18 protein-coding genes are annotated in these 24,159 nt (G+C 42.8%); 17 read left to right on the top strand and 1 reads right to left on the bottom strand.

Annotated features, from left to right (window positions below; all coding sequences use genetic code 11):
• Positions 1-14 precede the first annotated feature (14 nt).
• From G587_RS0104520 to G587_RS24145, 15 genes are all read left to right on the top strand, one after another.
• Complete coding sequence (locus G587_RS0104520) at positions 15-1,751, top strand: CAP domain-containing protein (protein ID WP_026491271.1); 1,737 nt, start codon at positions 15-17, stop codon at positions 1,749-1,751.
• A 25-nt stretch (positions 1,752-1,776) separates the two neighbouring features.
• On the top strand, positions 1,777-2,304 hold the full coding sequence (locus G587_RS0104515) for a cysteine hydrolase family protein (RefSeq protein WP_026491270.1): 528 nt from the start codon (positions 1,777-1,779) through the stop codon (positions 2,302-2,304).
• 76 nt (positions 2,305-2,380) lie between these two features.
• On the top strand, positions 2,381-3,241 hold the full coding sequence (gene amrS / locus G587_RS0104510; protein WP_026491269.1) for an AmmeMemoRadiSam system radical SAM enzyme: 861 nt from the start codon (positions 2,381-2,383) through the stop codon (positions 3,239-3,241).
• A 195-nt stretch (positions 3,242-3,436) separates the two neighbouring features.
• A complete protein-coding gene (locus G587_RS0104505; RefSeq protein ID WP_026491268.1) occupies positions 3,437-4,606 on the top strand; it encodes a FecR domain-containing protein in 1,170 nt (389 codons plus the stop codon).
• Between the two features lie 244 nt (positions 4,607-4,850).
• Positions 4,851-6,200, top strand: a complete 1,350-nt coding sequence (locus G587_RS0104500) for an FxLYD domain-containing protein (RefSeq protein WP_026491267.1) — start codon at positions 4,851-4,853, stop codon at positions 6,198-6,200.
• 2 nt (positions 6,201-6,202) lie between these two features.
• A complete protein-coding gene (locus G587_RS0104495) occupies positions 6,203-6,793 on the top strand; it encodes a VanZ family protein (RefSeq protein ID WP_026491266.1) in 591 nt (196 codons plus the stop codon).
• 155 nt (positions 6,794-6,948) lie between these two features.
• Positions 6,949-7,977 carry an SGNH/GDSL hydrolase family protein gene (locus G587_RS24150; RefSeq protein ID WP_051200716.1) on the top strand — a complete coding sequence of 343 codons (1,029 nt, stop codon included), beginning with the start codon at positions 6,949-6,951 and terminating at the stop codon, positions 7,975-7,977.
• A gap of 93 nt (positions 7,978-8,070) precedes the next feature.
• Positions 8,071-9,060: a LacI family DNA-binding transcriptional regulator gene (locus G587_RS0104485; protein ID WP_026491265.1), complete on the top strand. Its 990-nt coding sequence runs from the start codon at positions 8,071-8,073 to the stop codon at positions 9,058-9,060.
• Between the two features lie 348 nt (positions 9,061-9,408).
• The gene (locus tag G587_RS0104480) at positions 9,409-11,715 is read left to right on the top strand and encodes a glycogen/starch/alpha-glucan phosphorylase (RefSeq protein ID WP_081673454.1); all 2,307 of its coding nucleotides are present in this window, start codon (positions 9,409-9,411) and stop codon (positions 11,713-11,715) included.
• Between the two features lie 135 nt (positions 11,716-11,850).
• The gene (locus G587_RS0104475; RefSeq protein ID WP_026491263.1) at positions 11,851-12,159 is read left to right on the top strand and encodes a fibronectin type III domain-containing protein; all 309 of its coding nucleotides are present in this window, start codon (positions 11,851-11,853) and stop codon (positions 12,157-12,159) included.
• A 188-nt stretch (positions 12,160-12,347) separates the two neighbouring features.
• Positions 12,348-13,244 carry a hypothetical protein gene (locus tag G587_RS21370; protein ID WP_035785715.1) on the top strand — a complete coding sequence of 299 codons (897 nt, stop codon included), beginning with the start codon at positions 12,348-12,350 and terminating at the stop codon, positions 13,242-13,244.
• A 134-nt stretch (positions 13,245-13,378) separates the two neighbouring features.
• Complete coding sequence (gene nagB / locus G587_RS0104465) at positions 13,379-14,101, top strand: glucosamine-6-phosphate deaminase (RefSeq protein ID WP_026491262.1); 723 nt, start codon at positions 13,379-13,381, stop codon at positions 14,099-14,101.
• Between the two features lie 47 nt (positions 14,102-14,148).
• On the top strand, positions 14,149-15,282 hold the full coding sequence (gene nagA / locus G587_RS0104460; protein ID WP_026491261.1) for an N-acetylglucosamine-6-phosphate deacetylase: 1,134 nt from the start codon (positions 14,149-14,151) through the stop codon (positions 15,280-15,282).
• An 83-nt stretch (positions 15,283-15,365) separates the two neighbouring features.
• Positions 15,366-16,547, top strand: coding sequence for an acetyl-CoA C-acetyltransferase (locus G587_RS0104455; protein WP_026491260.1), 1,182 nt, complete (start codon positions 15,366-15,368; stop codon positions 16,545-16,547).
• A 50-nt stretch (positions 16,548-16,597) separates the two neighbouring features.
• Entirely contained in the window at positions 16,598-17,176 is a 579-nt protein-coding gene (locus tag G587_RS24145; RefSeq protein WP_051200713.1) for a hypothetical protein, read from the top strand.
• A gap of 744 nt (positions 17,177-17,920) precedes the next feature.
• Here the strand turns inward: G587_RS24145 and G587_RS0104445 are convergent.
• Positions 17,921-18,523, bottom strand: a complete 603-nt coding sequence (locus G587_RS0104445) for a TetR/AcrR family transcriptional regulator (protein WP_026491259.1) — start codon at positions 18,521-18,523, stop codon at positions 17,921-17,923.
• Between the two features lie 120 nt (positions 18,524-18,643).
• On the opposite strand from G587_RS0104445, the gene G587_RS0104440 reads away from it, so the two are divergent.
• Both G587_RS0104440 and G587_RS24140 read left to right on the top strand, forming a co-directional pair.
• Entirely contained in the window at positions 18,644-20,767 is a 2,124-nt protein-coding gene (locus tag G587_RS0104440; protein ID WP_026491258.1) for an efflux RND transporter permease subunit, read from the top strand.
• Between the two features lie 55 nt (positions 20,768-20,822).
• Positions 20,823-24,155 (top strand): hypothetical protein, encoded by a 3,333-nt coding sequence (locus tag G587_RS24140; RefSeq protein ID WP_051200710.1) that lies wholly within the window; start codon positions 20,823-20,825, stop codon positions 24,153-24,155.
• Positions 24,156-24,159 lie beyond the last annotated feature (4 nt).

Here is a 24,159-nt window from a genome sequence, read left to right as displayed (position 1 = left end):
GGGGAGGAAAAGTTTTGAAGTGGGGAAAAGGAAAATTTAAAAGAACTGTTATCGTTTCGCTTTTTTCGCTTGTAATGCTGTGTGGTGTTAAGGTTGACACCCACGCTGCGGGTACGACTACTTACAATGTCACGGGTAAGTATGATCAGACATCGGCAAGGAGTATGCTTTCGACCATAAATGCTTATCGTACAGGAGGCAAGGCCTGGATTCGTGATACCAGCAATAATAAGAAGTCTCTTGGTAAGCTTAATGCGTTACAGTGGGATTATAATTTGGAAATAATCGCAATGCAGAGAGCGATGGAAATATCTGTCAGAGCAGATTTGGATCATAAAAGACCTAATAACACCTCTTACTATACATATACTTATAGCGGAACAAAGACTAATGGAGAGAATATATATGGCATAAGTAGGGCTTCAGGTGCCCAGGAAGCTTATGAACAGTGGATGGAGGAAAATGAACCGTACTCTGGTCAGGGGCACAGAAGAAACATGCTTAATTCAGGGTATACTTCTATTGGAATAGCTCATGTTGTAAGAAACGGACATCATTTCTGGGTACAGGAATTTGGACATTCAAATTCTAATGCTTCAAAAACGAATGCTGTAAACGATTATAAGACGCTTTCAATTGAGGTATTGAATGGCTTTCTGCATTCATATCTTCGTGACGCTGACGATTGGGACAGCATTGAAATAATGTATGGCGAGACCTTTGATCTTGGGGAAATAACCGAGTATATAACTGCTGAAACAACAACAGAAGGCTTAGACATTGATTTTCCTATTGAACCGTTAGAGCCTCCGATAGCAACAAGGAGACCAACAAATTGGACAGTGACAAATAGTAAGATTGCTGCTGTGTCCGGTAACAAGCTTACTGCTAATAAGATTGGAACTACTAGTATTACTACCAAGTCAGCCCTTGGAAAAACCTTGAGCATGCCGCTTACAGTAACTGCATGCAGAATCGGTTATACCTCAATAAATCTTGATAAGTACGACTATGAATACACCGGAAAACCGATAACACCAAACATAAAAATCACATACGCCGGTAAGACCTTAAAGCAGGGCACGGACTATACTGTTTCATATAGTAATAACACCAATCCAGGAACTGCGAAAGCTACTATCACAGGAAAAGGGAATTTTACAGGAACTACTACCAGGTCGTTTTATATAAGGAAAAAGGCAAGTGACATAGAGCCTCAGAATCCATCAGAAGGAGAAGGTGGTTCAGAAAATGTCTGGGAGGAAAGCAAGGATACAGAAGAAAAACAGCCTGAGAATCAAACAGCAGATAAGCTTTTAGATGACGGAAAATCCTGTATAATAGGCAATGTAATATATGTTATAAATGGAAATGACGCAGAGGTAAGCGGATGCACAGGGGATATTGCATCATATACTGCGCCTAAATATGTGACGATTTCAGGGAGAGAATACAGAGTATCTTCTATAGGAAGCGATGCCTTTAAGAAGATTAAAACCTTGAAAAAGGTTGACCTCTCAAAATCAGAAATCGAAACAATTGGATCGGGAGCTTTTTCAGGGGACAGCAATCTCAAAAACATAAAGCTGAAGGCTTCTACACTTAAAAAGGTCAATAAGAACGCATTCAAAAAAATATCCTCAAAGGCTAAATGTACAATTAAGGCCAAGGATAAAAAGGCTTACGATAAGCTTGTTAAGAAGGTTAAAAAAGCCGGAATGAAAAAGGCTACATTTAAAATGAAGAAATAAACACAGCGGAAGGAAGTATGAAAAAATGAGAAAATTACTTGTAGTTATCGACATGCAGAAGGATTTTGTTGATGGGGCACTTGGAACAAAGGAAGCAGTAAGCATAATTCCAAACGTTATTGAGAAGATCAAATCCTATGATAAAAAGGATGTTTTCTTTACAAGAGATACTCATCAGGCAAATTACATGCAGACCCAGGAAGGTAAGAATCTTCCGGTGGAGCACTGTATAGAAGGAACTGAAGGCTGGGAGATTGATGCAAATATCAGGCCTCTTTCAGAAGGAACAACCATAGTTGATAAGCCTACCTTCGGAAGCACAAAGCTTGCCCGTATGATTAAGGACATTGCAGATAAGGAAGATATTGAGATTGAACTTGTCGGACTTTGCACAGACATTTGCGTGGTTTCCAATGCACTTATGCTCAAGGCTACAATGCCTGAGGTGTCAATAAGCGTAGATGCATCCTGCTGTGCGGGTGTAACACCTGATAAGCATGGCGCGGCGCTTGAGACAATGAGATCATGTCAGATATATGTGAAGAATGATTAAAATGTCTCTGAAGAAATCTCTATCGGAAAACGGCAGCAATAATGTTTAAAGATGGAAAGAAAATGAGGCTATATGTATGGCTAAATGTAAGGTGTGCTACAGACACTGCGAAATTGAAGAGGGCGGGCTTGGTTTTTGCAAGGTGAGAACTGCTGCAGACGGAGTGGTGGTTCCTGTTAACTATGGGAAAATCACCAGCATAGCACTTGATCCTATTGAGAAGAAGCCCCTGGCTAGATTTATGCCGGGAAGCAAGATCATTTCGGTTGGCTCCTTTGGCTGTAACCTGCGCTGTCCGTTTTGCCAGAACTATGAGATATCCTGGTCGGATGAGGCGTATAGCTTTAATGACAGGGCAGAGTATCTGCCTCCGGAGGCGCTTTCTGAGCTTGCACTTAGCTATCGCGGTCGGGGTAATGTGGGAGTTGCCTTTACCTATAACGAGCCTCTTGTGGGGTACGAGTATGTAAGGGATGCTGCGAAGCTTGTCCATGAAAATGGAATGGTGAACGTTCTTGTATCTAATGGCATGGCGAGTCTTGAAGTGCTTGAGGAGATCATTCCCTACATCGACGCCATGAATATAGATTTAAAGAGCTTTACGGATTCCTATTACGAGGATTTCATCAAGGGCAACAGACAGATGGTGATGGAATTCATCGAGGAAGCGTCAAAGCACTGCCACATTGAGCTGACAACTCTGATCATTCCAGGCGAAAATGATTCCGATGAGGAAATGCGGGAGCTTTCAGGCTGGATCGCATCATTAAAAGGATCTGATGGCAAAAATATAGGACAGGAAATCCCTCTTCATATTTCAAGATTTTTCCCAAGATTCCATCTGACAGACAGGGATGCCACGAATGTTGGTCTCATCTACCACCTGGCTGATGTGGCACGAGAAAATCTTAAGTATGTTTATACCGGAAATTGCTAGAGCCAGGGAACAGAGCTACAAAATCATTTGCGAGCCCTACAGGGCTTAGCACACTTAATAAAAATATTACATTTATTTTATACATAACATTATCAGGATATCGTATAATTATTTATGATGATAGAATTGCAATGACTGTCGGGGATTTTCAGCATTGCATGATATATATTCAGAGCGTTTGAGAAAGGTGGCGCTATGAGGGGAGTATACGATTATCAGATTTACAAGGCAATGCGTGTGGGCAGAAGACTGCTCGCATGCATTGCTGTGTTTTTAATGATAGTCAGCTTTTCAGGGGATACCATCGTTGCTGAAACAAAGACTGAGACTGAAAATGCCATGCGACTAACGGGTGGCAGTGGAACCATAAGTGTCACAGGTAACAACGGTAAGAAGGATAAAGTCACATCCAAGATGAGACTTTCAAACGGAAGCACCATTGCCACAGCCTCAAGGAGCTACGCTTATGTAAGTCTTGACAGCACGAAAACCATAAAGCTGGACGCCTTGACCAAGGCAGAGGTTAGAAAGAGAGACACCAGATATGCCGTTCTCCTTAACTCCGGCAATCTGTTTTTCAACGTAACTTCTCCGCTTACAGAAACGGAAACCTTCAATATAAGAACCTCAAATATGAACATGACAATAAAGGGCACATGTGCACAGGTTGAGGTGATTGATTCCAGACATACAAGGGTTTGCCTTTTAGAGGGAAGTCTTCACTGCAAGCTTACAAGCCTTAGAACAGGTGAGAGCAAAACGCTCATAATGCTGGCAGGACAGGCAGCCGATTTTTATCTAAATGGCGAGAGCCAGAACGACTGTAAGATCGTAACGGAGGAGATTACGGCAGATGCCATAAGGGGCTTCGTACTTGCAGAGCTGTACAGGGATAAAAATCTCGCAGCCAAGGTTTATCAGCAGAGCGGACTGGACTTCAGAAGCCTGACCCAGTCTGATGTAGATGCAAGACTTCGAAAGGACCAGAATAAGGCCGGAACCAGCGCAGCAAAGGCCAAGGATAATTCCAAGAGAGCCATGCACATGGACTTTTTGGAGGATCATGAGGAAGGAAAGGTTATATATACCACAGAAGGTGATGTGACCATAATTCCGGAAAATCTTTGTCTGGAGCGATTTAAAGGACCGGGCTGTCCCGGAACACCTCCGGCATCTGACTCAAATAATGACCAGAATAATAACTCTGGTTCAAACGATCAGAACAATAACCAGAATAAAGATCATGGCAAAAAGACTGAGCGCATCTCGGGAGAGATGAGAAATTATAATGATGAAAAGTGGGAGATTAAGATTCCCAGTCCGAATGCGAACACGGTAATAAGAAATTACTTTGATGACCTGTAAACATGATACTGCCGGGTATTGTCACGATACCCGGCAGTACTTGTCACGAAAAGTTTTCTATGAGGGAGATAAGAGAATTACATTCCTTTATCTTATGGTCTTATATTAGGACCAAAATCGTAAGGAAAAGTGTCGGGTTTGTGATTTATTTGTGAAATGTAAAAAGGCAGTATAATGCATCATTGAAACCACTAAAGATGTTTGTTACTCTTATACTGTAAAACGTTTTAATGAGGGGAACATTATGAAGTATGCGTTTACAACATTTGCACTGATAGTGACGTTGCTGGGCGGCTTTATATTCGGTGCATATTATATGTATAGAAAGAATAATCCGCTTCCCGCTGAGCAGGTGAATGAGGCGCCATCTGAAGAAGAGGCGCTTGATAACTCTGAATATTACGACAGCGACGGCAATTGGATTTTTAAATATAACACAGAACAGAGCGGCTATGGCGGCAGCGGTGCATTGGTAGTCGGCGGCGACGCATCTGAGAACATCGATTATCGCATAACAGGAACTAATTTCGTATATGAGGATGACGGCTTGTATTCCGGTTTTCATGCGGTAGTTACAATAGAGAATATAGGAAAAAGTAATCTGTATCTCGGTACAGAATCAGTTTTCGATATTGAGGACAGAAACCTTGAGGTAGTTGATTCCTATGACTATGTCCGCGCAGTGCCGGATGTAATAGCACCCGGTGAAAAGGGATATTTCTACGTGCCCTACGGACAGATCAAGACCCGAGAGGACAGTGTGACCATAGAAGAGGGCGATCTCTCAGGCGACACACCAAATCCCGGCGAGGCGAACAGCGTAGAAGGCAATTTTGACGGCGAAGATGTAAATTCAATAGATATAGAAGAGCTTGAAAAGGCACTTGAGGAAGAGGGACTTACCACTTCATCAATAAAGGTGGAGGAGCCCGTACTTATGGCGGCTGCCAAAGAAAATGGCAAGACCTCTACAAGTGAAGCCGGAGAGCAGAGCGGTGGTACAGAGCTTCTGCCTTCGGATGAGAGTGGAGAAGAAGCTTCAAAGCCTGCAGAGGGCGAAGCTGACAGCAGCGCAGAGAAAAGTGCTGATACTGAAAAAGCACCCACAGAGGGTGAGGCGCCTGCAGAAGGAGAAGAGGTTTCATCCGGTGATGCCACTTCCCCTCAGGAAATCATCAATTCAGTAGTAGGAACTGAAGAGGAGAAGAAGAAAGAAAAGGTTAATTATCCCGGACTTTCTCTTTACAGAGTGCATGAGTACTTTATCATGCCTAATCTTGACGTCAAAAAATGCGCCAATGATCCTCGTTCAGACTTTGATATTTCCAACATTATGTATGGAAGTAACACCAGCGGATATTTCACCTTATCGGCTGACGTATCCAATTCCACAGATAAAAATGTGGATTATATCCCTGTAACAGTTGTGGCTCTCGATCGCAGAGGCAATGCCATAGCAGTTGGCAAGGATTCAATTACAGACTTTTATTCAGGAGCAACCAGGAGCTTTGGCGTAAGCTATATCCTTACAAGAGAACAGCGCTCTAACATTGTACAGTGCGTTGTTTACGCCAGAGAGGCCGTTAGTAAATAGACATGATATCAAATTTTTTACAGGATAATGAGGCCCTGATCAGACTGATTATGTCTGATATTCAGGGCATGACCAAATATATACATATTGGCGTTGGAATAGCTCTGGTTTACGGAGTACTCTATCTGCTATATGTAATTTTTTGTAAGATTACGAAAAGAGAGAGGAAGCTCAGTGCATGGCATGCAATATCTGTATTTGCATTGCTTATATATCTGACAGCCATTCTTTTTATAGTGTTTATGAGCAGAGAGGTGGGGCAGTACGATGGAGTTAATCTTCATCTGTGGTCCTCATGGGGCATAACGACCCGCAGAAAAGCACTTTTCATAGAAAACATCATTATGTTTATTCCGATGGGGATACTGCTTCCCTCAGCATTTAAAACGTTCAGGAATCCTTTCGTGTGCATTTTTAGCTGTGCGGTGATGTCCTGCTTCATTGAACAGACGCAGTTTATCTTTAAGCTTGGCTTTGCTGAGCTTGATGATGTGGTGACAAACACGCTTGGAGGCGCAATTGGCTGGATAATTTGGGGCATTTTATGGCTTATTTTCCTGATTATTCACGGTATATTCCACAAAAATAAGTAATATTTTCGTAACAAAAACTTGACGAATGCGTAAAAATGGGTTAATATTCCGAACTATGAGGGAGCATAACAGGCTCCCTTCTTTCAGATTTTCATTTATCTTTGTAACCTTATAAACTTGTTTGGCATAGGAATCACGGAGTAACTAATATTTTTATGAATAGAACAGGTCGCAGGAAGACAAGAAATAGAAAACATAAGCAATTAATAAGAATAGTTCTGGCTATATCAATTCTCCTTATGATTGTACTGATCACAGCGTATACTGTGCAAATACTGGACAATCAGACGACAGCTATGGCTAAATCGGATGTCGAGATGGTCAAGGTAGAGAATAAAGCCGGCGCAGATGTTTCTAAGGCTCAGACTGCCAAGGTGACAAAGACTGTCAGCAAGCCTACCACTTCAAGTGAGGATACCTACAAAGCTGACAATCTATTAAAAGACGATTCCACCACAACCGACTATAAAATAACCGTTTATGAAACCGCTAAGAGCTTCTATTCCAATGAGCGTGTCAATGTAAGAAGCGGCGCAGGAACAGAGTTCGAGAGACTTGGAGTAATTAAGAGAGATACCAAGATGACAGTACTTGGTCAGACAGATAATGGCTGGTATCAGGTATCCTTCAAGGATGAAGTAGGATATATCAAAATGGACTACCTTCAGGAGAAGGAGCCCGGTGTTGAATATATTTTCGCAGGTGATTCACGTACAGTTCAGATGAGCCGTGCCGTTAAAAAGGGTGAGTACCAGTGGATCGCCAAGGTTGGAGAGGGCTATTCATTTTTCTCAAATGAAGCTGTTCCACAGATCGATGCAAATGTGGGAGACGGAAGCGTGATCATCATCAATTATGGTGTGAACGATCTCTACAATGCAGATAAGTATATCAATCTTATTAATAAGAAGATTGATACATGGATTTCAGCAGGTGCTACAGTTTACTACGCTGCTGTTACTCCCGTAGGTAATTATCCTACGATCACCAACACTGATATAGAGAGCTTCAATGCCGCTATGAGAAAAGGCCTTGATAGCAGGGTTGGATGGCTTGATGGTTATTCATTCCTTCAGAACAACGGATTCTCAACTGGCGACGGACTTCATTATAATGATGCTACTTACCAGTCACTTTATACCTATTATGTGAATCAGGTAGCTGCAGCTAAGGAAACAGCATAAATTATCCCTAAGACCCGGAGTAATATCCGGGTCCTATTTATTTAAATTTGTGTTATACTATCCAAAGAAAAAAGTATTTGTGAGGCGGTAAAGATGGTATCTATCAGGGATGTGGCAAAGGAAGCAGGGGTTGCCATTTCAACAGTTTCAAAGGTCTTAAATAATTATCCAAATGTAAGTGAAGCAACGAAGAAGAAGGTTATGGAGGCGGTTGAGCGCCTTAACTTTGTGCCTAACCAGGTGGCAGCAGCTCTTTCCTCCAAGCGTTCAGGAAGGATCGCGCTTCTTCTTAAACTCAATATGAAAACTCAGGCCATCGACGAGATCGACATGCAGTACATTTCGGGAGCCCTTGGCATGGCACAGGAAAAGCAGCTGGACTGCATTACCGTTTTCTATTCCATGATAGAGCATATGAGTGTTGAAGAGATGACAAGATACTTCGCATCACAGAACATAAGCGGAATCGTAATCTTCGGAATGAACAATGACGATAAGGTTCTGCATCAGCTTATCTCATCGCAGAACTTCAAGATAGTTGTAGTTGATGGCAATATCTTAAATGAAAGCACATCTGTTGTGGGCATCGACCACTATCAGGCCCAGATCGATGTGGCTGAGAAGACCATCAAGGAAAACACAGGAAATAAGATACTCTACATAGCCGGTATGAGAAACAGCTATGTTACAGAGGAAAAGATAAGAGCCATGGAAGATCTCTCCAGAAGGATGAAGCTCAAGCTCTTTATAAGGAACGGAGATTTCTCAGAATTAAAGGCAAGAAACATAGCGCTTCGCTATGCTAAGAATAAGGAAATAGTAGTCTGCGGATCAGATCTTATGGCTATCGGAGCCATGAAGGCTCTTATGGATATGGATATTTTCCGTCCCGTCTGCGGTTTTGATGGAATCATCCTTATGGGCTACGTCGGAAAACAGATGAACACAGTTAAGCAGAACTTCGCAGAGGTTGCAGCCGAGAGTGTAAGAGAACTGAACAGATTACTCAACGGATCATCCGGAAGAAAGGTGCGATTGCCTCACACGTTAGTTAGAATGAAATATGAGGACATCATCTGTTAAACCTGTTGCAGTGCGTGAAAAATAAGAAGCTCAAGATTGTGCTTGCACAATATCTTGGGCTTCTTATTTTTTACATAGGGCGATAGCCCTACAACGAGGAAGCTATGCTTCCGAGTCTGCAACAGGTTCATACCTGTAAAACATTTATGCTATGCTTCCGAGTCTGCAACAGGTTCATACCTGTAAAATACTCATGCTATGCTTCCGAGTCTGCAGCAGAAAACTTCAGAAAATTTTAATATTGCGGAAAACGTTTTCATGTGTTATGATATATGCAGTTCATGAGAAAACGTTTTCTGCGAAATTGGCAGAACCTAAGTTTTTACATTTTTTGAAAGGAAGGATGGAATGAGTCAGCACACTAATTTACAGCAGGATGTACTGGTAACAAACATGGAGGAAGCACTCCTTACTATATCTAAAGAGAAATTTGGCAAGGAGATCAAGGATCTTAGCAACAGAGAGACATATGTAGTTCTTCTTGATTATGCTAACCGCCTTATGGATGTTGCCCAGATTGAGGGTGGAGAGAAGAAGATTTATTACATCTCAATGGAGTTCCTTATCGGTAAGCTCCTTTCTAACAACCTTATCAACCTCAGAGTTTATGATAAGGTAAATGAGATTTTGGAGAAGAACGGTAAGCACCTCGCTGAGATTGAAGAGTGTGAGCCGGAGCCTTCACTTGGTAACGGTGGTCTTGGAAGACTTGCAGCTTGCTTCCTTGATTCAATCGCTACACTTGGTCTTGCAGGAGAGGGTATCGGACTTAACTATCACTTTGGACTTTTCCGTCAGGTGTTTAAGGACAACCTTCAGACAGCTGAGAAGGATTCATGGATCGAGAACGAGTCATGGCTTGAGAAGACAGATACTACTTTCGAGGTAGCATTTGGTAAGAAGAAGGTAGTTTCAAGACTTTACAACATGAACGTTGTTGGTTATGACACTGGTGTTAACAAGCTCAGACTTTTCGATATTGAGACTATTGACGAGAGCCTTGTTAAGAAGGGCATCACATTTGATAAGGAAGAGATCGCTAAGAACCTTACACTTTTCCTCTATCCCGATGATTCAGATGAGGCTGGTAATCTTCTTAGAATTTACCAGGAGTATTTCCTTGTAAGTAACGCTGCACAGCTTATCTTAAGAGAGCAGAAGGAGCGTCAGTATGACCTTCGCGAGCTCAATAAGCACGCAGTAATCCAGATCAATGATACACACCCGACAATGATCATCCCTGAGCTTATCAGAATCCTCGTTGAGGATAAGGCATTCACAATGGACGAGGCTATAGATGTTGTATCCAAGACCTGCGCATACACTAACCACACAATCCTAGCAGAGGCACTTGAGACATGGCCTCTTAAGTATCTTGAGAAGGTTGTACCTCAGCTTGTTCCTTATATTAAGGAGCTTGATAAGAGAATCCGTGCTAAGGTTAAGGATCCTGCAGTTCAGATCATTGATAAGGATAAGAAGGTGCACATGGCATTTATCGACATCCACTATGGATTCTCTGTAAATGGTGTTGCAGCTATCCACACAGATATTCTTAAAGATACAGAGCTTAATGATTTTTATAAGCTTTATCCTGAAAAGTTCAACAACAAGACAAACGGCGTAACCTTCAGAAGATGGCTTATGTCCTGTAACCATCCTCTCACAGAGTTCCTCTCTGAGACTATTGGTGATGGCTTCAAGAAGGATGCAGATAAGCTTGAGGATCTCCTTAAGTATGTGAACGATCAGGCTGTTCTTGATAAGATTGAAGACATCAAGATGCAGAAGAAGAAAGAGCTCGCTGCATATCTCAAGAAGCACGAGGGTGTTGAAGTAGATCCTAACTCTATCTTCGATATCCAGGTTAAGAGACTTCACGAGTACAAGCGTCAGCAGATGAATGCTCTTTATATCATCCACAAATACCTTGAGATCAAGGGTGGTAAGAAGCCTGTTCGTCCTCTTACATTTATCTTTGGTGCAAAGGCAGCTCCTGCGTATGTAATCGCTCAGGATATTATTCACCTGCTTCTTTGCCTCCAGGAGATTGTTAAGAACGATCCCGATGTATCACCTTACATGAAGGTTATCATGGTAGAGAACTACAACGTTACTTACGCTGAGAAGCTTATCCCTGCATGTGATGTTTCAGAGCAGATCTCACTTGCTTCCAAGGAGGCTTCAGGAACAAGTAACATGAAGTTCATGCTTAACGGTGCAGTTACTCTTGGTACAGATGACGGTGCTAACGTAGAGATTCACAACCTTGTTGGCGATGATAACATCTACATCTTCGGTATCAGTGCTGATGAAGTTATCGCTCACTACAAGAAGGCTGACTACGTTTCTAAGGATTACTATAAGAAGAGCAAGGTTATCAAGGAGGCTGTAGATTTCATCACATCCAAGCAGTGCCTTGCAGTTGGACATAAGACTAACCTTAAGCGTCTTCAGGACGAGCTCCTTAATAAGGACTGGTTCATGACACTGATCGACCTTGAGGATTATATCCGTGAAAAGGATCTCATCTTCGCTGATTATGAGAACCGCGACAAGTGGAAGAAGATGATGCTTACAAACATCGCTAAGGCTGGATTCTTCTCATCCGACAGAACAATCGAAGAGTACAACAGAGATATCTGGAAGCTTTAAATATGTTACCCGCCTCAAATCTGAGGCGGGATTTTTATTGAGAACTTCCTGACAAATTCACAGTTTATTTCGGGAAAATTGGACTGACGAAGCTGCCGCCGGGAAATTTACTGCACTGTACCTGTTGATCCCTACATGAAAAAGACAAAGATCAAGGATGTGACCACAGGCAGATCATCACTAAAGCTCAAGTGGAAAAAGGTTAAATCCGGGATTGACGGTTATGAAATCCAGTACAGTGATAATAAGAAATTTAAGAATAGAACGGGTTCGATTTTAATTAGTAAAGCATCTGCAACTTCAAAGAAGTTCAAACATATAAAATATGGAAAGAAATTCTATATACGCATGCGCACCTATAAGAATGTCGGAAAACAGAAGGTGTATTCCAAGTGGAGTAAGAAGGCTTCGGCAAAGCTTAATGGGTTAAAAGTAAATAAATGAAATAAACTTTCATAATCCGGGAATCTTAAGACAATCTTAAAGATTTCCGGATTTCTTTTTGATATTCTAATTTTTGGCTGCGATACTCAGCAGATATTCAATCTATTACGCGTAGTAGCGTATCAGGGCTTTTCGCCTATGAAATCACATTGGATTGTAATAACACTAGAGAAAAGAAGGAGAAAGAATTGAAACAAGACAACTTAATAACACCAAAGTACAAGGATACTACCTTCAGGATGTTGTTTAATGACAAGAAGGTACTTCTTTCTTTGTACAATGCGCTTAATGGTACAGATTATGATAATCCGGATGACATGATTATCAATACCATAGGCGATAGCACATTTATGAAGGTGAAAAATGATGTATCCTTTATCTTCAATTACGAGCTGGGAATTTTTGAGCACCAGTCAACACCATGTCCCAATATGCCATTAAGGGATTTATTCTATGTAGCAAAGCTCTTAAAAAGCATGACTCAGAAAGATGACCTATATAGGTCGAAGCTTATTAAGATTCCATCGCCCAAATTTTTTGTATTCTATAATGGAACAGAGCCTATGGAGGATAAAAAGGTTTATAAACTATCCGAGCAGTTTGAAAAGCATGAAGAATCTCCGGATCTTGAGCTTATAGTTACTCTTATTAATGTCAATGAGGGACATAATCCTGAACTTATGGCAGCGTGTGAGACGTTAAAAAATTATAGTATTTTTGTAGCTATCGTGAGAAAATATATAAAAGAGATTCCTATGGAAACAGAAGATACCGATGAGCCTATAAAGGATGCTATTGAGAAGGCAATCGATGAATGTATAAATCGAGGCATTTTAAAGGACTTCTTTGAAAAACGCAGAAAAGAGGTAGTGGAAATGGAAATGTGGGATTACGATGAAGAGCTTCACTATAAGACTATCGCTCAGGAAAAATATGAGGATGGCGTCGAAAATGCTATGGATATGCTTAACTGGCTTCTTGAACAGGGAAGAGAAGTAGACATGAAAAAAGCTATCTCGGATAAAGAATTCATGAAAAAAATGTTTGAGGAATACTCTGAGGCTAAGAAGGCATCTATATGCTGATGATATCGTAGCTAAATGAAATAAGGAGTTTGTAAAGGACAGTTGTAGAGGCTTCAGCTGTCTTTTTCCTTATGAAAACTCACTGGAACTTATGGATTGAACAGTAAAAAGGTTAATTCGGAGGGACGCCAGTTATGAAAATAATAAGAGCAAAAGACTATAATGATATGTCCAGAAAGGCAGCCAACATTATATCTGCGCAGGTTATCATGAAGCCTGATTCTGTGCTTGGTCTTGCGACCGGAGCCACACCGGTCGGAACCTACAAGCAGCTCATTGACTGGTACAAGAAAGGAGACATCGACTTTTCAGAGGTTACAACAATTAACCTTGATGAGTACAGAGGTCTTCCGAAAACGCACAGTCAGAGCTACTGGTACTACATGCATGAAAATTTCTTTAATCATGTAAATATTCCCGAGAACAAAATACATCTGCCTGATGGCAGTAACCTAAACAGTGAAGCGGCCTGTGAGGAGTATGAGGAAATCATAAGAAAAGCAGGAGGAATCGACTTACAGCTCCTGGGCATAGGTACTGATGGCCATATAGGTTTCAACGAGCCCGGGGAGGCCTTCGAGCTTTTGACCCACTGCGTTGATCTGACCCAGAGTACCATCGATTCAAACCAGAAGTTTTTTGGTGATGAGGAGATGCCAAGACAGGCCTATACCATGGGAATAAAGTCCATCATGCAGGCGAGAAAGGTGCTTATGATAGTTAACGGTGAAAGTAAGGCTGACATCATAGAGCGCGCACTTTTTGGAAGAGTGACTCCGGAGGTTCCCGCTTCAGTTCTTCAGATGCATCCTGACTTTACGATCATTGGGGACGAAGCAGCTTTTTCAAAAATCTGAGATAGATGGGCTAGGCTCATATACGCGTTAGAGTATAGAGGCGAAAGATGAAAATTACAGGTGCAAAGGTATTTACAGAAAATCATATTTTTACGGAAAAGGATATCTGCGTTCAGGACGGTCGTATTGCAGACAGCTCCGCGGATAGCGAGACTTTCGATGGCACGGGATTAATGGCGATTCCGGGACTCGTGGATATTCATTTTCATGGAGCAGTGGGACACGATTTTTGTGACGGCGATGCAGAGGGTCTTAAGGAGATAGCAGAGTATGAAGCAAAAAGCGGCATCCTGGCAATCTGTCCCGCTACCATGACAATGAGTGAGGAGACCTTAAGTAAGGCAGTCACTGTTGCAAAGGAGTATGCACAAAAAAACAGTGAGCATGATGACAAGGCGGACCTTGTGGGAATAAACATGGAGGGACCCTTTATCAGCCCTGACAAGGTGGGAGCACAGAACCCGGAATTTCTTAAGCTCCCGGATGCAGAGATGTTTAAGCGGCTTATGAAGGACAGCGGAGATTTAATTAAGCTTGTGGATATTGCACCTGAATTATCCGGAAGTATGGAGTTTATCAAGACTCTTTCAGATGAGGTGAATATCTCAATTGCCCATACCTGCACTGATTATGAGACAGCTATAGAGGCTTTCGATGCAGGTGCAAGACATTTGACACATCTGTTTAATGCGATGCCTGGATTAAATCACAGACTCCCGGGACCAATAGCTGCAGGCATAGAGAAAAGTGCAGAAGCTGAGCTTATAGCAGATGGAATTCATGTCCATCCCGCCATGGTGAGGTTTGCGTTTAATGCTTTTTTGCAGGATAAGATGATTCTTATTTCAGACAGCATGGAGGCCACAGGGCTTCCGGACGGTGAGTATCAGCTTGGAGGACAGAAGGTCACTGTATGTGGAAATAAGGCAACTCTTACAGAGAAGCCCGATGTTATAGCAGGCTCCGTAACCAATCTTTTTAACTGTATGAAGAATGCGGTTCAGAATATGGGAATTCCTGTAGAGAGAGCTGTAAGGGCAGCAACTGAGAATCCTGCAAAGGCCATTGGAATTGATGCTGATTATGGAAGCCTTAAGGAGGGCTGCTATGCAAATATTCTTTTAGTGGATGATGAGCTTAACATAAAGTATGTGTTTAAAAAAGGAAAATTACTAAAGTGATGTCTAATTGCATAGTCATTACAAAGAATGTGTTATAATTTGTATAAACAATTATTTATTAATCAAATTAAGGAGGAATAGTAATGGCACGAAAAGTAGTTTTGGCAGGAGCATGTAGAACACCAATCGGTGTTATGGGTGGAGCACTTAAGGATATCACCGCTCCTGAACTGGGTACTATCGTAATCAAGGAAGCACTTAAGCGCTCAGGAGTTAAGCCTGAGCAGGTTGATGAAGTATATATGGGCTGTGTTATCCAGGCCGGAACAGGTCAGAATGTAGCACGCCAGGCAGCAGTTAACGCAGGTATCCCGGTTGAGGTTCCTGCAACAACGATCAACGTACTTTGCGGATCAGGTCTTCACTGTGTAAACCTTGCAGCAAAGCTTATCTCCATGGGTGATGCAGACATCATCGTTGCAGGTGGTACAGAGAGCATGTCACGTGCACCTTATGCACTTCAGAATGCAAGATTCGGTTACAGAATGAATAACGGTGAGCTCATTGATACAATGATCAAGGACGCTCTTACAGATGCATTCGGCGGATTCCACATGGGTATCACAGCAGAGAATATCTGCGAGCAGTGGGGACTTACAAGAGAAGAGCTTGATGAGTTTGCAGCTAACAGCCAGCAGAAGTGCGAGAAGGCTCAGGCTGATGGCAAGTTCGATGAGGAGATCGTTCCTGTTCCTGTTAAGGTTAAGAAGGAAACAGTTATGTTTGCGAAGGATGAAGGCCCCAGAGCAGGCGTTACAAAGGAAAATATTTCAAAGCTTCGTCCTGCATTCAAGCCTGACGGAATGGTTACAGCAGCTAACTCTTCAGGTATCAACGACGGTGCTGCAGCTATCGTTGTTATGAGTGAAGAGAAGGCTAAGGAACTCGGAATCAAGCCCATGGCTACATGGATTGCAGGTGAGCTTGCAGGTGTTGAGCCCCGCATCATGGGTATCGGCCCTGTTGCTGCTACCAAGAAGACAATGGCTAAGGCCGGCTACCAGATTTCTGACTTCGATCTTATCGAGGCTAACGAAGCTTTCGCAGCTCAGTCAGTTGCAGTTGGTAAGGAGCTTGGCTTCGATCTTAGTAAGCTCAATGTAAACGGTGGAGCAATCGCTCTTGGACACCCGGTAGGATGCTCAGGCTGCCGTATCCTTGTAACTCTTCTTTATGAGATGCAGAGACGCGATGCCAAGAAGGGACTTGCTACTCTCTGCGTAGGTGGCGGAATGGGTGCCGCTGCGATAGTAGAGCGTGACTAAGGTGATCACTTAGCGAGGTCCTTTCGAACTTCATTATATTGCGAGGTTATATGAACGTTAATCTTGGAAAAGGCTTCGGCCCACTTGATTTTGATGAAAATGGAAAAATGTTTTCTATTTTTCCTGAAGACCTGCCATACATAGATGATGGCTTTGACGGAGATGGCGCAGACTTTACTGTTTATGTAGATGCTGAGCTTGTTGAAGCTGTTTGCAATTCAGGGCTGGACTTCGATGATTTTCTGCGGGCCGATGAGGAAGAGCGTCGGGCGATGCTGGAGGACGTAGGACTTAATCCGAATGATTTTGAGCTGGACTTTGACAGAGATGTAAGAGACAGGCTTGAAGCAGAAGGATACTTCGATTCGGAGTATGACTACGATGATCTTGATGATGAAGAAGGATCAGAGGATGACGATTACGACTTCGAAGAAGATGATGACGAGGACGATGATGAGGACTCGGATGAATTCGATGAAGATGATTTCGAAGAAGGGGACTACGACGAGAACCTCGATGAAGAGTTCGACGAAGGAGAAGATGACGACTTCGATGAGGACGACTTTGAAGACGGCTTCGGAGATGACAGTGATCAGGGAGATGCTTTCTTTGGGAAGCTTGGTCACTAATATCTAAATTTATGACGCAGGAGGGTAGATGCCTTCCTGCGTTTTTTCTTATAGGATAATAATTCGGATAGAAATAGTTGTCTGGAAATAAAACAGGAACAACTAAACGGCGGAAACAAGCAGAAATAGTTGTCCGGAAATAAAACAGGAACAACTAAACGGCGGAAGTAAGCTGAAATAGTTGTCCGGAAGTAAAACAGGAACAACTAAACGGCGGAAGTAAGCTGAAATAGTTGTCCGGAAGTAAAACAGGAACAACTAAACGGCGGAAGTAAGCTGAAATAGTTGTCCGGAAATAAAACAGAAACAACTAAACGGCGGAAGCAAGCTGGAATAGTTGTCCGAGCAAATAATCGGAACAACTAAACGGCGGAAACAAGCAGAAATAGTTGTTTTGAAAAATGATAGGAACAACTAAGTCTTCGATTATTGCTGTAATAGTTGTCATAATATTTTTTTTGTGATAGCTGTAAATCAATAATGAAAATATAAAGTGCTAATCTCAAAAAAATAAAAATAATGCTTGCACAGTTTGTTAGCCTATGCTAATATAACTGTGTTAGCAAAAGCTAACTTATATGACATACATAGTCATAAGAAATCTCCTACCTGAAAAACCCCACGTCTTGCCAACGTGGGGTTTTCTTAAAATATTTTATGAAGCCCGAATGGGCGACTTAATAATAATTCTGAAATCATGCTGTTTATATGTAGAACAGAGTACAGATTTTTATTGATATATCTTCAGTGAAGTTCATACTCCTTCATTATGCCTCTAACAGCATATTCAAGTTCAGGCAGGAGTTCATCAAGAGGCTGAGGCTGCTTATAGATTATTGAGCTGTAGCCTGCGGAGCCTACCATTTCAACAATGAGAAACATCATAAGCTCCGGGTTTCGATATTTTATCTCGGATGCTTCGAACATCTCTGTGATGATCTGAAGGAAATCAGTCTCGGAGTCATCTTTGTTGTTGGCCATGGCTTCCTTAAACAGAGCCCAACTTAAGTCCTTATAGATAAGAGTAAGCAGCATGTGATTGTTTGATAGCTCGATGAGGATGTGCTTCATCATAAAGATGATCTTGTCCTCTACAGTGTGAAGGTCTTCCTTAAGAAGTGCCTGATAAGCAACAGCAAAAAGCTGGTTCGATTTTCGCGCAATCAAACGATTCCTTATATCATACTTGTCCTTGAAATATAGATAGAAGGTTCCCTTCGCAACGCCGGCTTTCTTAACAATATCAGAGATCGACGTCTGGTTGATTCCCTGCGAGGTGAACAACTCAAAGGAGGTGTTAAGCAAAGAATCCAGTTTCAATTTTTTATTTTCATCCCATTTTCCCATAGCTTTATCCTAACACAAAAATGTTAAAAAACAAATATTGACCAACGGTCATAATTGGAGTATAACATAATTAAAGAAAAATGACCAACAGTCATAAAACGATATTGCGAGGAAAAGGTTATGAAATTTTTATCAAAAGCAATAGTAAAGGCCAGGTTCATAATCCTGATTGCCAGCATAGCACTGATGATTCCGTGCGTCGCAGGTATGGCAGCTACCAGAGTTAATTACGACATTCTCTCTTACCTGCCGGGTGAGATCGAGACCATGAAGGGCCAGGACATCCTCATGGATCAGTTCGGAACCGGAGCATATTCGCTTTTTGTAGTTGAGGGGATGGCTGACAAGGACATCGCTGATCTGAAATCCAGGATCGAGACAGTCGACCACGTAAAGAAGGTAATCTGGTATGACACCTTCATGGATTATTCCATACCGAAGGAGATGCTTCCCGATGAGGTGACACAGGCTCTTGGAACCGGAGATGCACAGATGATGTTCATCATATTTGATGACACGACCTCCGGTGATGGCACCATGGAGGCTATAACCGAGATAAGGAAGATTGCTAATGAAAAGTGCTTCCTCTCAGGTATGGCAGCAATCGTTCTTGATACCAAGAACCTGACAGAGAAGGAAACACCTATATATGTAGGAATGGCAGTTTTGCTTGCAGTCATTGTTCTTTCACTGACAATGGATTCCTACCTGATTCCTTTCTTCTTCCTGGCGAGCATTGGTGTAGCGATCATGTTCAACATGGGAACGAACATCTTCCTTGGAGAGATATCATTCCTTACAAAATCGCTCAGCGCAGTACTTCAGCTCGGTGTAACACTGGATTATTCGATTTTCCTGTGGCACAGCTATCAGGAGGAGATTGAAAAGGGTGAGACTGATAAAAAGAAAGCAATGGCAAACGCCATCTGCGCAACCTTCCAGTCGGTAATAGGTTCATCGATTACAACAATCGCAGGCTTTGTGGCTCTTTGCTTTATGAGCTTCACCATTGGACTTGATCTTGGAATAGTAATGGCCAAGGGTGTTATCTTCGGTGTTGTTGCCTGTGTAACAGTACTTCCTTCGATGATACTTATCTTTGACAATGTTATAGAGAAAACAAAGCATAAGCCTGTTATTCCCGAGTTTGTGAAAACTCCCAGATGGATTTCAAAGCATGCATTACTTTTCGGAGTGATTTTCATATGTCTACTTCCTCCGGCAATATGGGGCTACAGACACGCAGCAGTTTATTACGATCTTGCTGAGACACTTCCTGAAAAGCTTCCAAGCAGACAGGCTATGATAGAGCTTGATAAGCACTTTGAGACAAATACAACCTACATGATTCTTGCAGATGCAAATCTTGATACAGCAACGATGCAGGAAATGGTAGGAGAGCTTAAGGACGTTAAGGGAGTGGATGATGTTCTTGGTCTGGATGCAATGGTTGGACCAAGGCTTCCTAAGGACATGATTCCTTCAAAGATCAGAGATGAGCTTTCAAGTGATGATTATCAGATGCTGATGCTCACAAGTGAGTACAAGACAGCTTCTGATGAAGTAAATGAGCAGATAGATACTATCAACGAGATAGTAAAAAGATACAGCCCCTCAGCAATGGTTGTAGGTGAGGCGCCTTGTACAAAGGATCTTATCACGATAACAGATAAGGATTTCAAGACAGTCAGCATAGTTTCAATTGGCTGCGTATTCCTTATCATCGCACTGGTAATGAAATCCATATCACTTCCTTTCATTCTGGTAGCGGTTATCGAGTTTGCGATTTTCATAAATATGGGAATCCCCGGATTTACAGGAACGGTAATTCCCTTCATATCTTCAGTTGTTATCGGAACAATTCAGCTCGGTGCGACAGTTGACTATGCAATCCTGATGACAACACGTTACTGCAAGGAGAGAATGGACGGACAGAGTAAAAAGCAGGCAACACGAATTGCTCTTTCAACCAGCATGAAGTCAGTAATTGTAAGTGCACTTAGCTTCTTTGCAGCAACCTTCGGCGTAGGACTGGTATCCAGCGTCGACATGATCGGATCACTGTGCTTCCTTATGGCAAGAGGTGCGCTGATCAGTATGGCAGTCGTTATCCTGGTACTTCCTTCCATGTACATGATCTTCGATGGTCTGATCGTCAGATCAACCTGGGGAATGGGTGACTGTGTGAAGAGAGATAAGGAAAGAAAGGCTGCAAAAGTGGCTTCATTAAGTCACGCAGTTTGACAATATCAGAAAACAGAGCTGATCAACATAAATCAATATAAGAGGTGAAATTGGTATGTATAAGAAAAATTTACTTAAAGCTACTTCAGTTTTAACAGCATTCGCGTTGGCATTCTCTACAATGACAGGCTGCGGACTTTTCAATAAGAATAATACAGAGACTGCGGATGCTAAAGTGGAGAATCCCGAGGCAGAGGCACTTGAGAAGACAATGACAGAGACAGCCTTTGCAGGTAACAGAGTTAATTCTGACAGCGGAAAAGAAGAGACTGTTTACGTTATGACTGATGCCAACGGTGCTGTGGATGAAGTCGTAGTAAGTAACTGGTTAAAGAATGCCAGCGGAGGTAAGACTCTTACAGATAAGACAAATCTTAAAGACATCGTCAACGTAAAGGGTGAAGAAACCTACACAGATAATGGCGACGGAACAGTTACATGGGATGCCGAGGGCTCAGATATCTACTATCAGGGAACACCCACTGAGGAGGTTCCGGTAGGCGTTAAGGTAACCTATGAGCTCGATGGTAAGCAGATGAAGGCTGAGGACATCGCAGGAAAAAGCGGTAACGTCAAGATCAGATTCGATTACACAGACAGCCTGAAAAGAAAAGTTGATATCGACGGTGAGAAGCAGGACGTTGAGGTTCCCTTCACAATGATTTCCGGAACAATGCTGGATAGTGAGAAATTCGCCAACGTAAAGGTATCAAACGGTAAGGTTATATCAGATGCAAACAACTATGTAGTTGTAGGCGTGGCTCTTCCCGGCTTGAAGGAGTCCCTTGATATCGATGAGAAGAAGCTTGAGGAAAAGCTCGAGGAGAATGATATAGATAAAGAGGATATCGAGATTCCTGATTATGTGGAGATCACAGCAGACGTGCAGGATTTTGAGCTTCCCATGACGATCACCATGGCAAGCGCCAACGCTGTATCAGACCTTGGCCTTAACAAGATTTATGATTCGGAAAAGCTTGATACCGTAAACGATGACATGGACAAGCTTTCAGATGCATCTACACAGCTCCGTGACGGTTCAGGTGAGCTTGCAGACGGAACACAGAAGTTTGAGGACGGCACTGGAGAGCTCTATGACGGCACATCTGATCTTAAGGATGGAACAAAAGAGCTCAAGGACGGCACAAAGCAGTTAAAGGATGGTACCGGAGAGCTTAAGGATGGTGCTGCACAGCTTAAGGACGGTTCAGGTCAGCTTAAGGATGGTACAGGAGAACTTGATACTGGTGCAGGACAGCTTAAGGACGGTGCATCTACACTCAGCACAGGAATAGGAACCTATACAGATGGCGTGGGCCAGATTGCAAAGGGTGCCAAGAGCCTTGATGATGGTGTTACAAAACTCAAGGATGGTGCATCAACTCTTACAGGCGGACTTACATCTGCCAAGGATGGTGCTAAGAGCGTATCCGAGGGTGCAGCTCAGCTCAGCACAGGTATCGATACAGCAGCAAATACAGTAAAGCAGCAGATGGAGGCAGTTAAGTCAGCATCTGATACCTTCTATAAGGAGTTTGCAGCAGTTATCAATTACGCTGCAAGTAATGCAGGAGCAACAAGCACAGCTTCAGTTAACAGCAGTATTTCAGCAAGTGATTCCGCAACACTAAATTCACTTCTGCAGACAGCTTCCGAAAAGCTCGCAGGACTTTACACCATGGACACAGTAAGCGGACTGGATGTTGTGGCTGTTGATACACCTGTGATCATCGAGAATAACAATGATTCAGATGATGCACAGACAGAGGACTCATCAGAAAAGAAGACAGCTTCTGATGAGCAGGAGAATCAGGACGAGCAGACTTCTAAGGATGAGAGCACTCCTTCAGAAGAGCAGAATAATAACGAGACACCTTCTGAGGATAATCAGGATGCACAGGAAGCACCCCAGGAGGAGCAGAACAACGAGGCACCCCAGGAGGAGCAGAACAACGAGGCACCCCAGGATGATCAGAGTGCTCCTTCAGAAGATACAGTTGACACTCAGGATACAGAGAAAACCTCTGATGAAGAGCAACCGGTATCAGATGGAAATGAGGCTCCCAGCGCTGACGATGGCGTAACACTTGGAGATGAGCCTGATGCAGCGGTAGATGGCAGCTTTGATGATTTTGCAAGTGACGGTGACTGGGCATACATTGAGAAGAACACCGGAATATCACATGCACAGTGGACTCAGATGTACAATGTGGCTAAGGCTACAATAGAGAGCCAGTCGGATCAGAACGCATTTGCAGCAACACTTAAGGCTATGTGCGATCAGATCAAGGATGAGATGAATAAGGGTGATGTTGATGCAGGAAAAGCTCAGGCTGCATACACAGAGGCTATGACCTACAAGGCACAGGCTGAGAAAGAGGCAGCAGAGGCAGCAGCTCTTGGAGAGCAGGCTAAGGAAGCAGGCGCAGCAGCAAAGCAGGCAGCAGCCGAGGGAGATATGGCAACTGAAGAAAGTAAATCTGCAGAGGCTGAAGCTATTGCAACACAGGCAAAAGAAAAGGGCGCAGCAGCTCAGAGTGATGGCACTAAGGCACAGGAGAAGGGTGCTGAAGCACAGAATGAAAAGGCATCGGCTACAGAGCACTACACAGCAGCAGTTACAAAGGTAGCTCAGGCACTTACACAGACCAAGAATGCTACGCAGTATACAACAACAATTTATATGACCTACAGAACTCTTGCTACATCAGCAGGAACACTTGATGCTCTTTACAACGGAACAGGAAACGGTGGCCTTAAGGATATTCAGGCAGGCGCTTCAAAGCTTGCTACAGGTGCAAACTCACTTTACGATGGCATGAAGAAGCTTGATAATGGTGGTTCTACACTTGCAAATGGAATCGGTACACTTAAGGATGGCTCCAAGAAGCTCAAGGAAGGTGCTGATAAGCTTGAGTCCAACAGCAGTGCACTTAAGGATGGAGGAAGCAAGCTTGCAGATGGTGCATCCAAGCTCGCAGAAGGAACAACCAAGCTTAAGGACGGTGCAGGTAAGCTCGATGAAGGTGTCGGAAAGCTTTATGACGGCACAGTCAAGCTCGATGATGGCGCAGGTAAACTTGATGACGGTGCAGGTAAGCTTGATGATGGCGCAGGAAAACTTAAGGATGGTGCTAAGGAGCTTAAGGACGGTGCCGTAGAGCTTAACGATGGTGCAAGAAAGCTTGCAGATGGAATGGTTGAGTTTGATGAGGATGGAATACAGAAGATAACAGGAATTGTGGATGATGATGTACTTTCAGTAACAGACAGACTTAAGGCAGTCGATGAAGCATCACAGAGTTATACATCATTCTCCGGTGCAAACGATGATGAACCCAGTTCAGTACAGTTCATAATCAGAACAGCTCCGGTTAAGGCAGAATAATATT

Source organism: Butyrivibrio sp. XPD2002, from assembly GCF_000423945.1.
Classification (GTDB): domain Bacteria; phylum Bacillota; class Clostridia; order Lachnospirales; family Lachnospiraceae; genus Butyrivibrio.
Note: the sequence above shows the minus strand (reverse complement) of the source record. Positions and strands in the feature narration are given on the sequence as shown.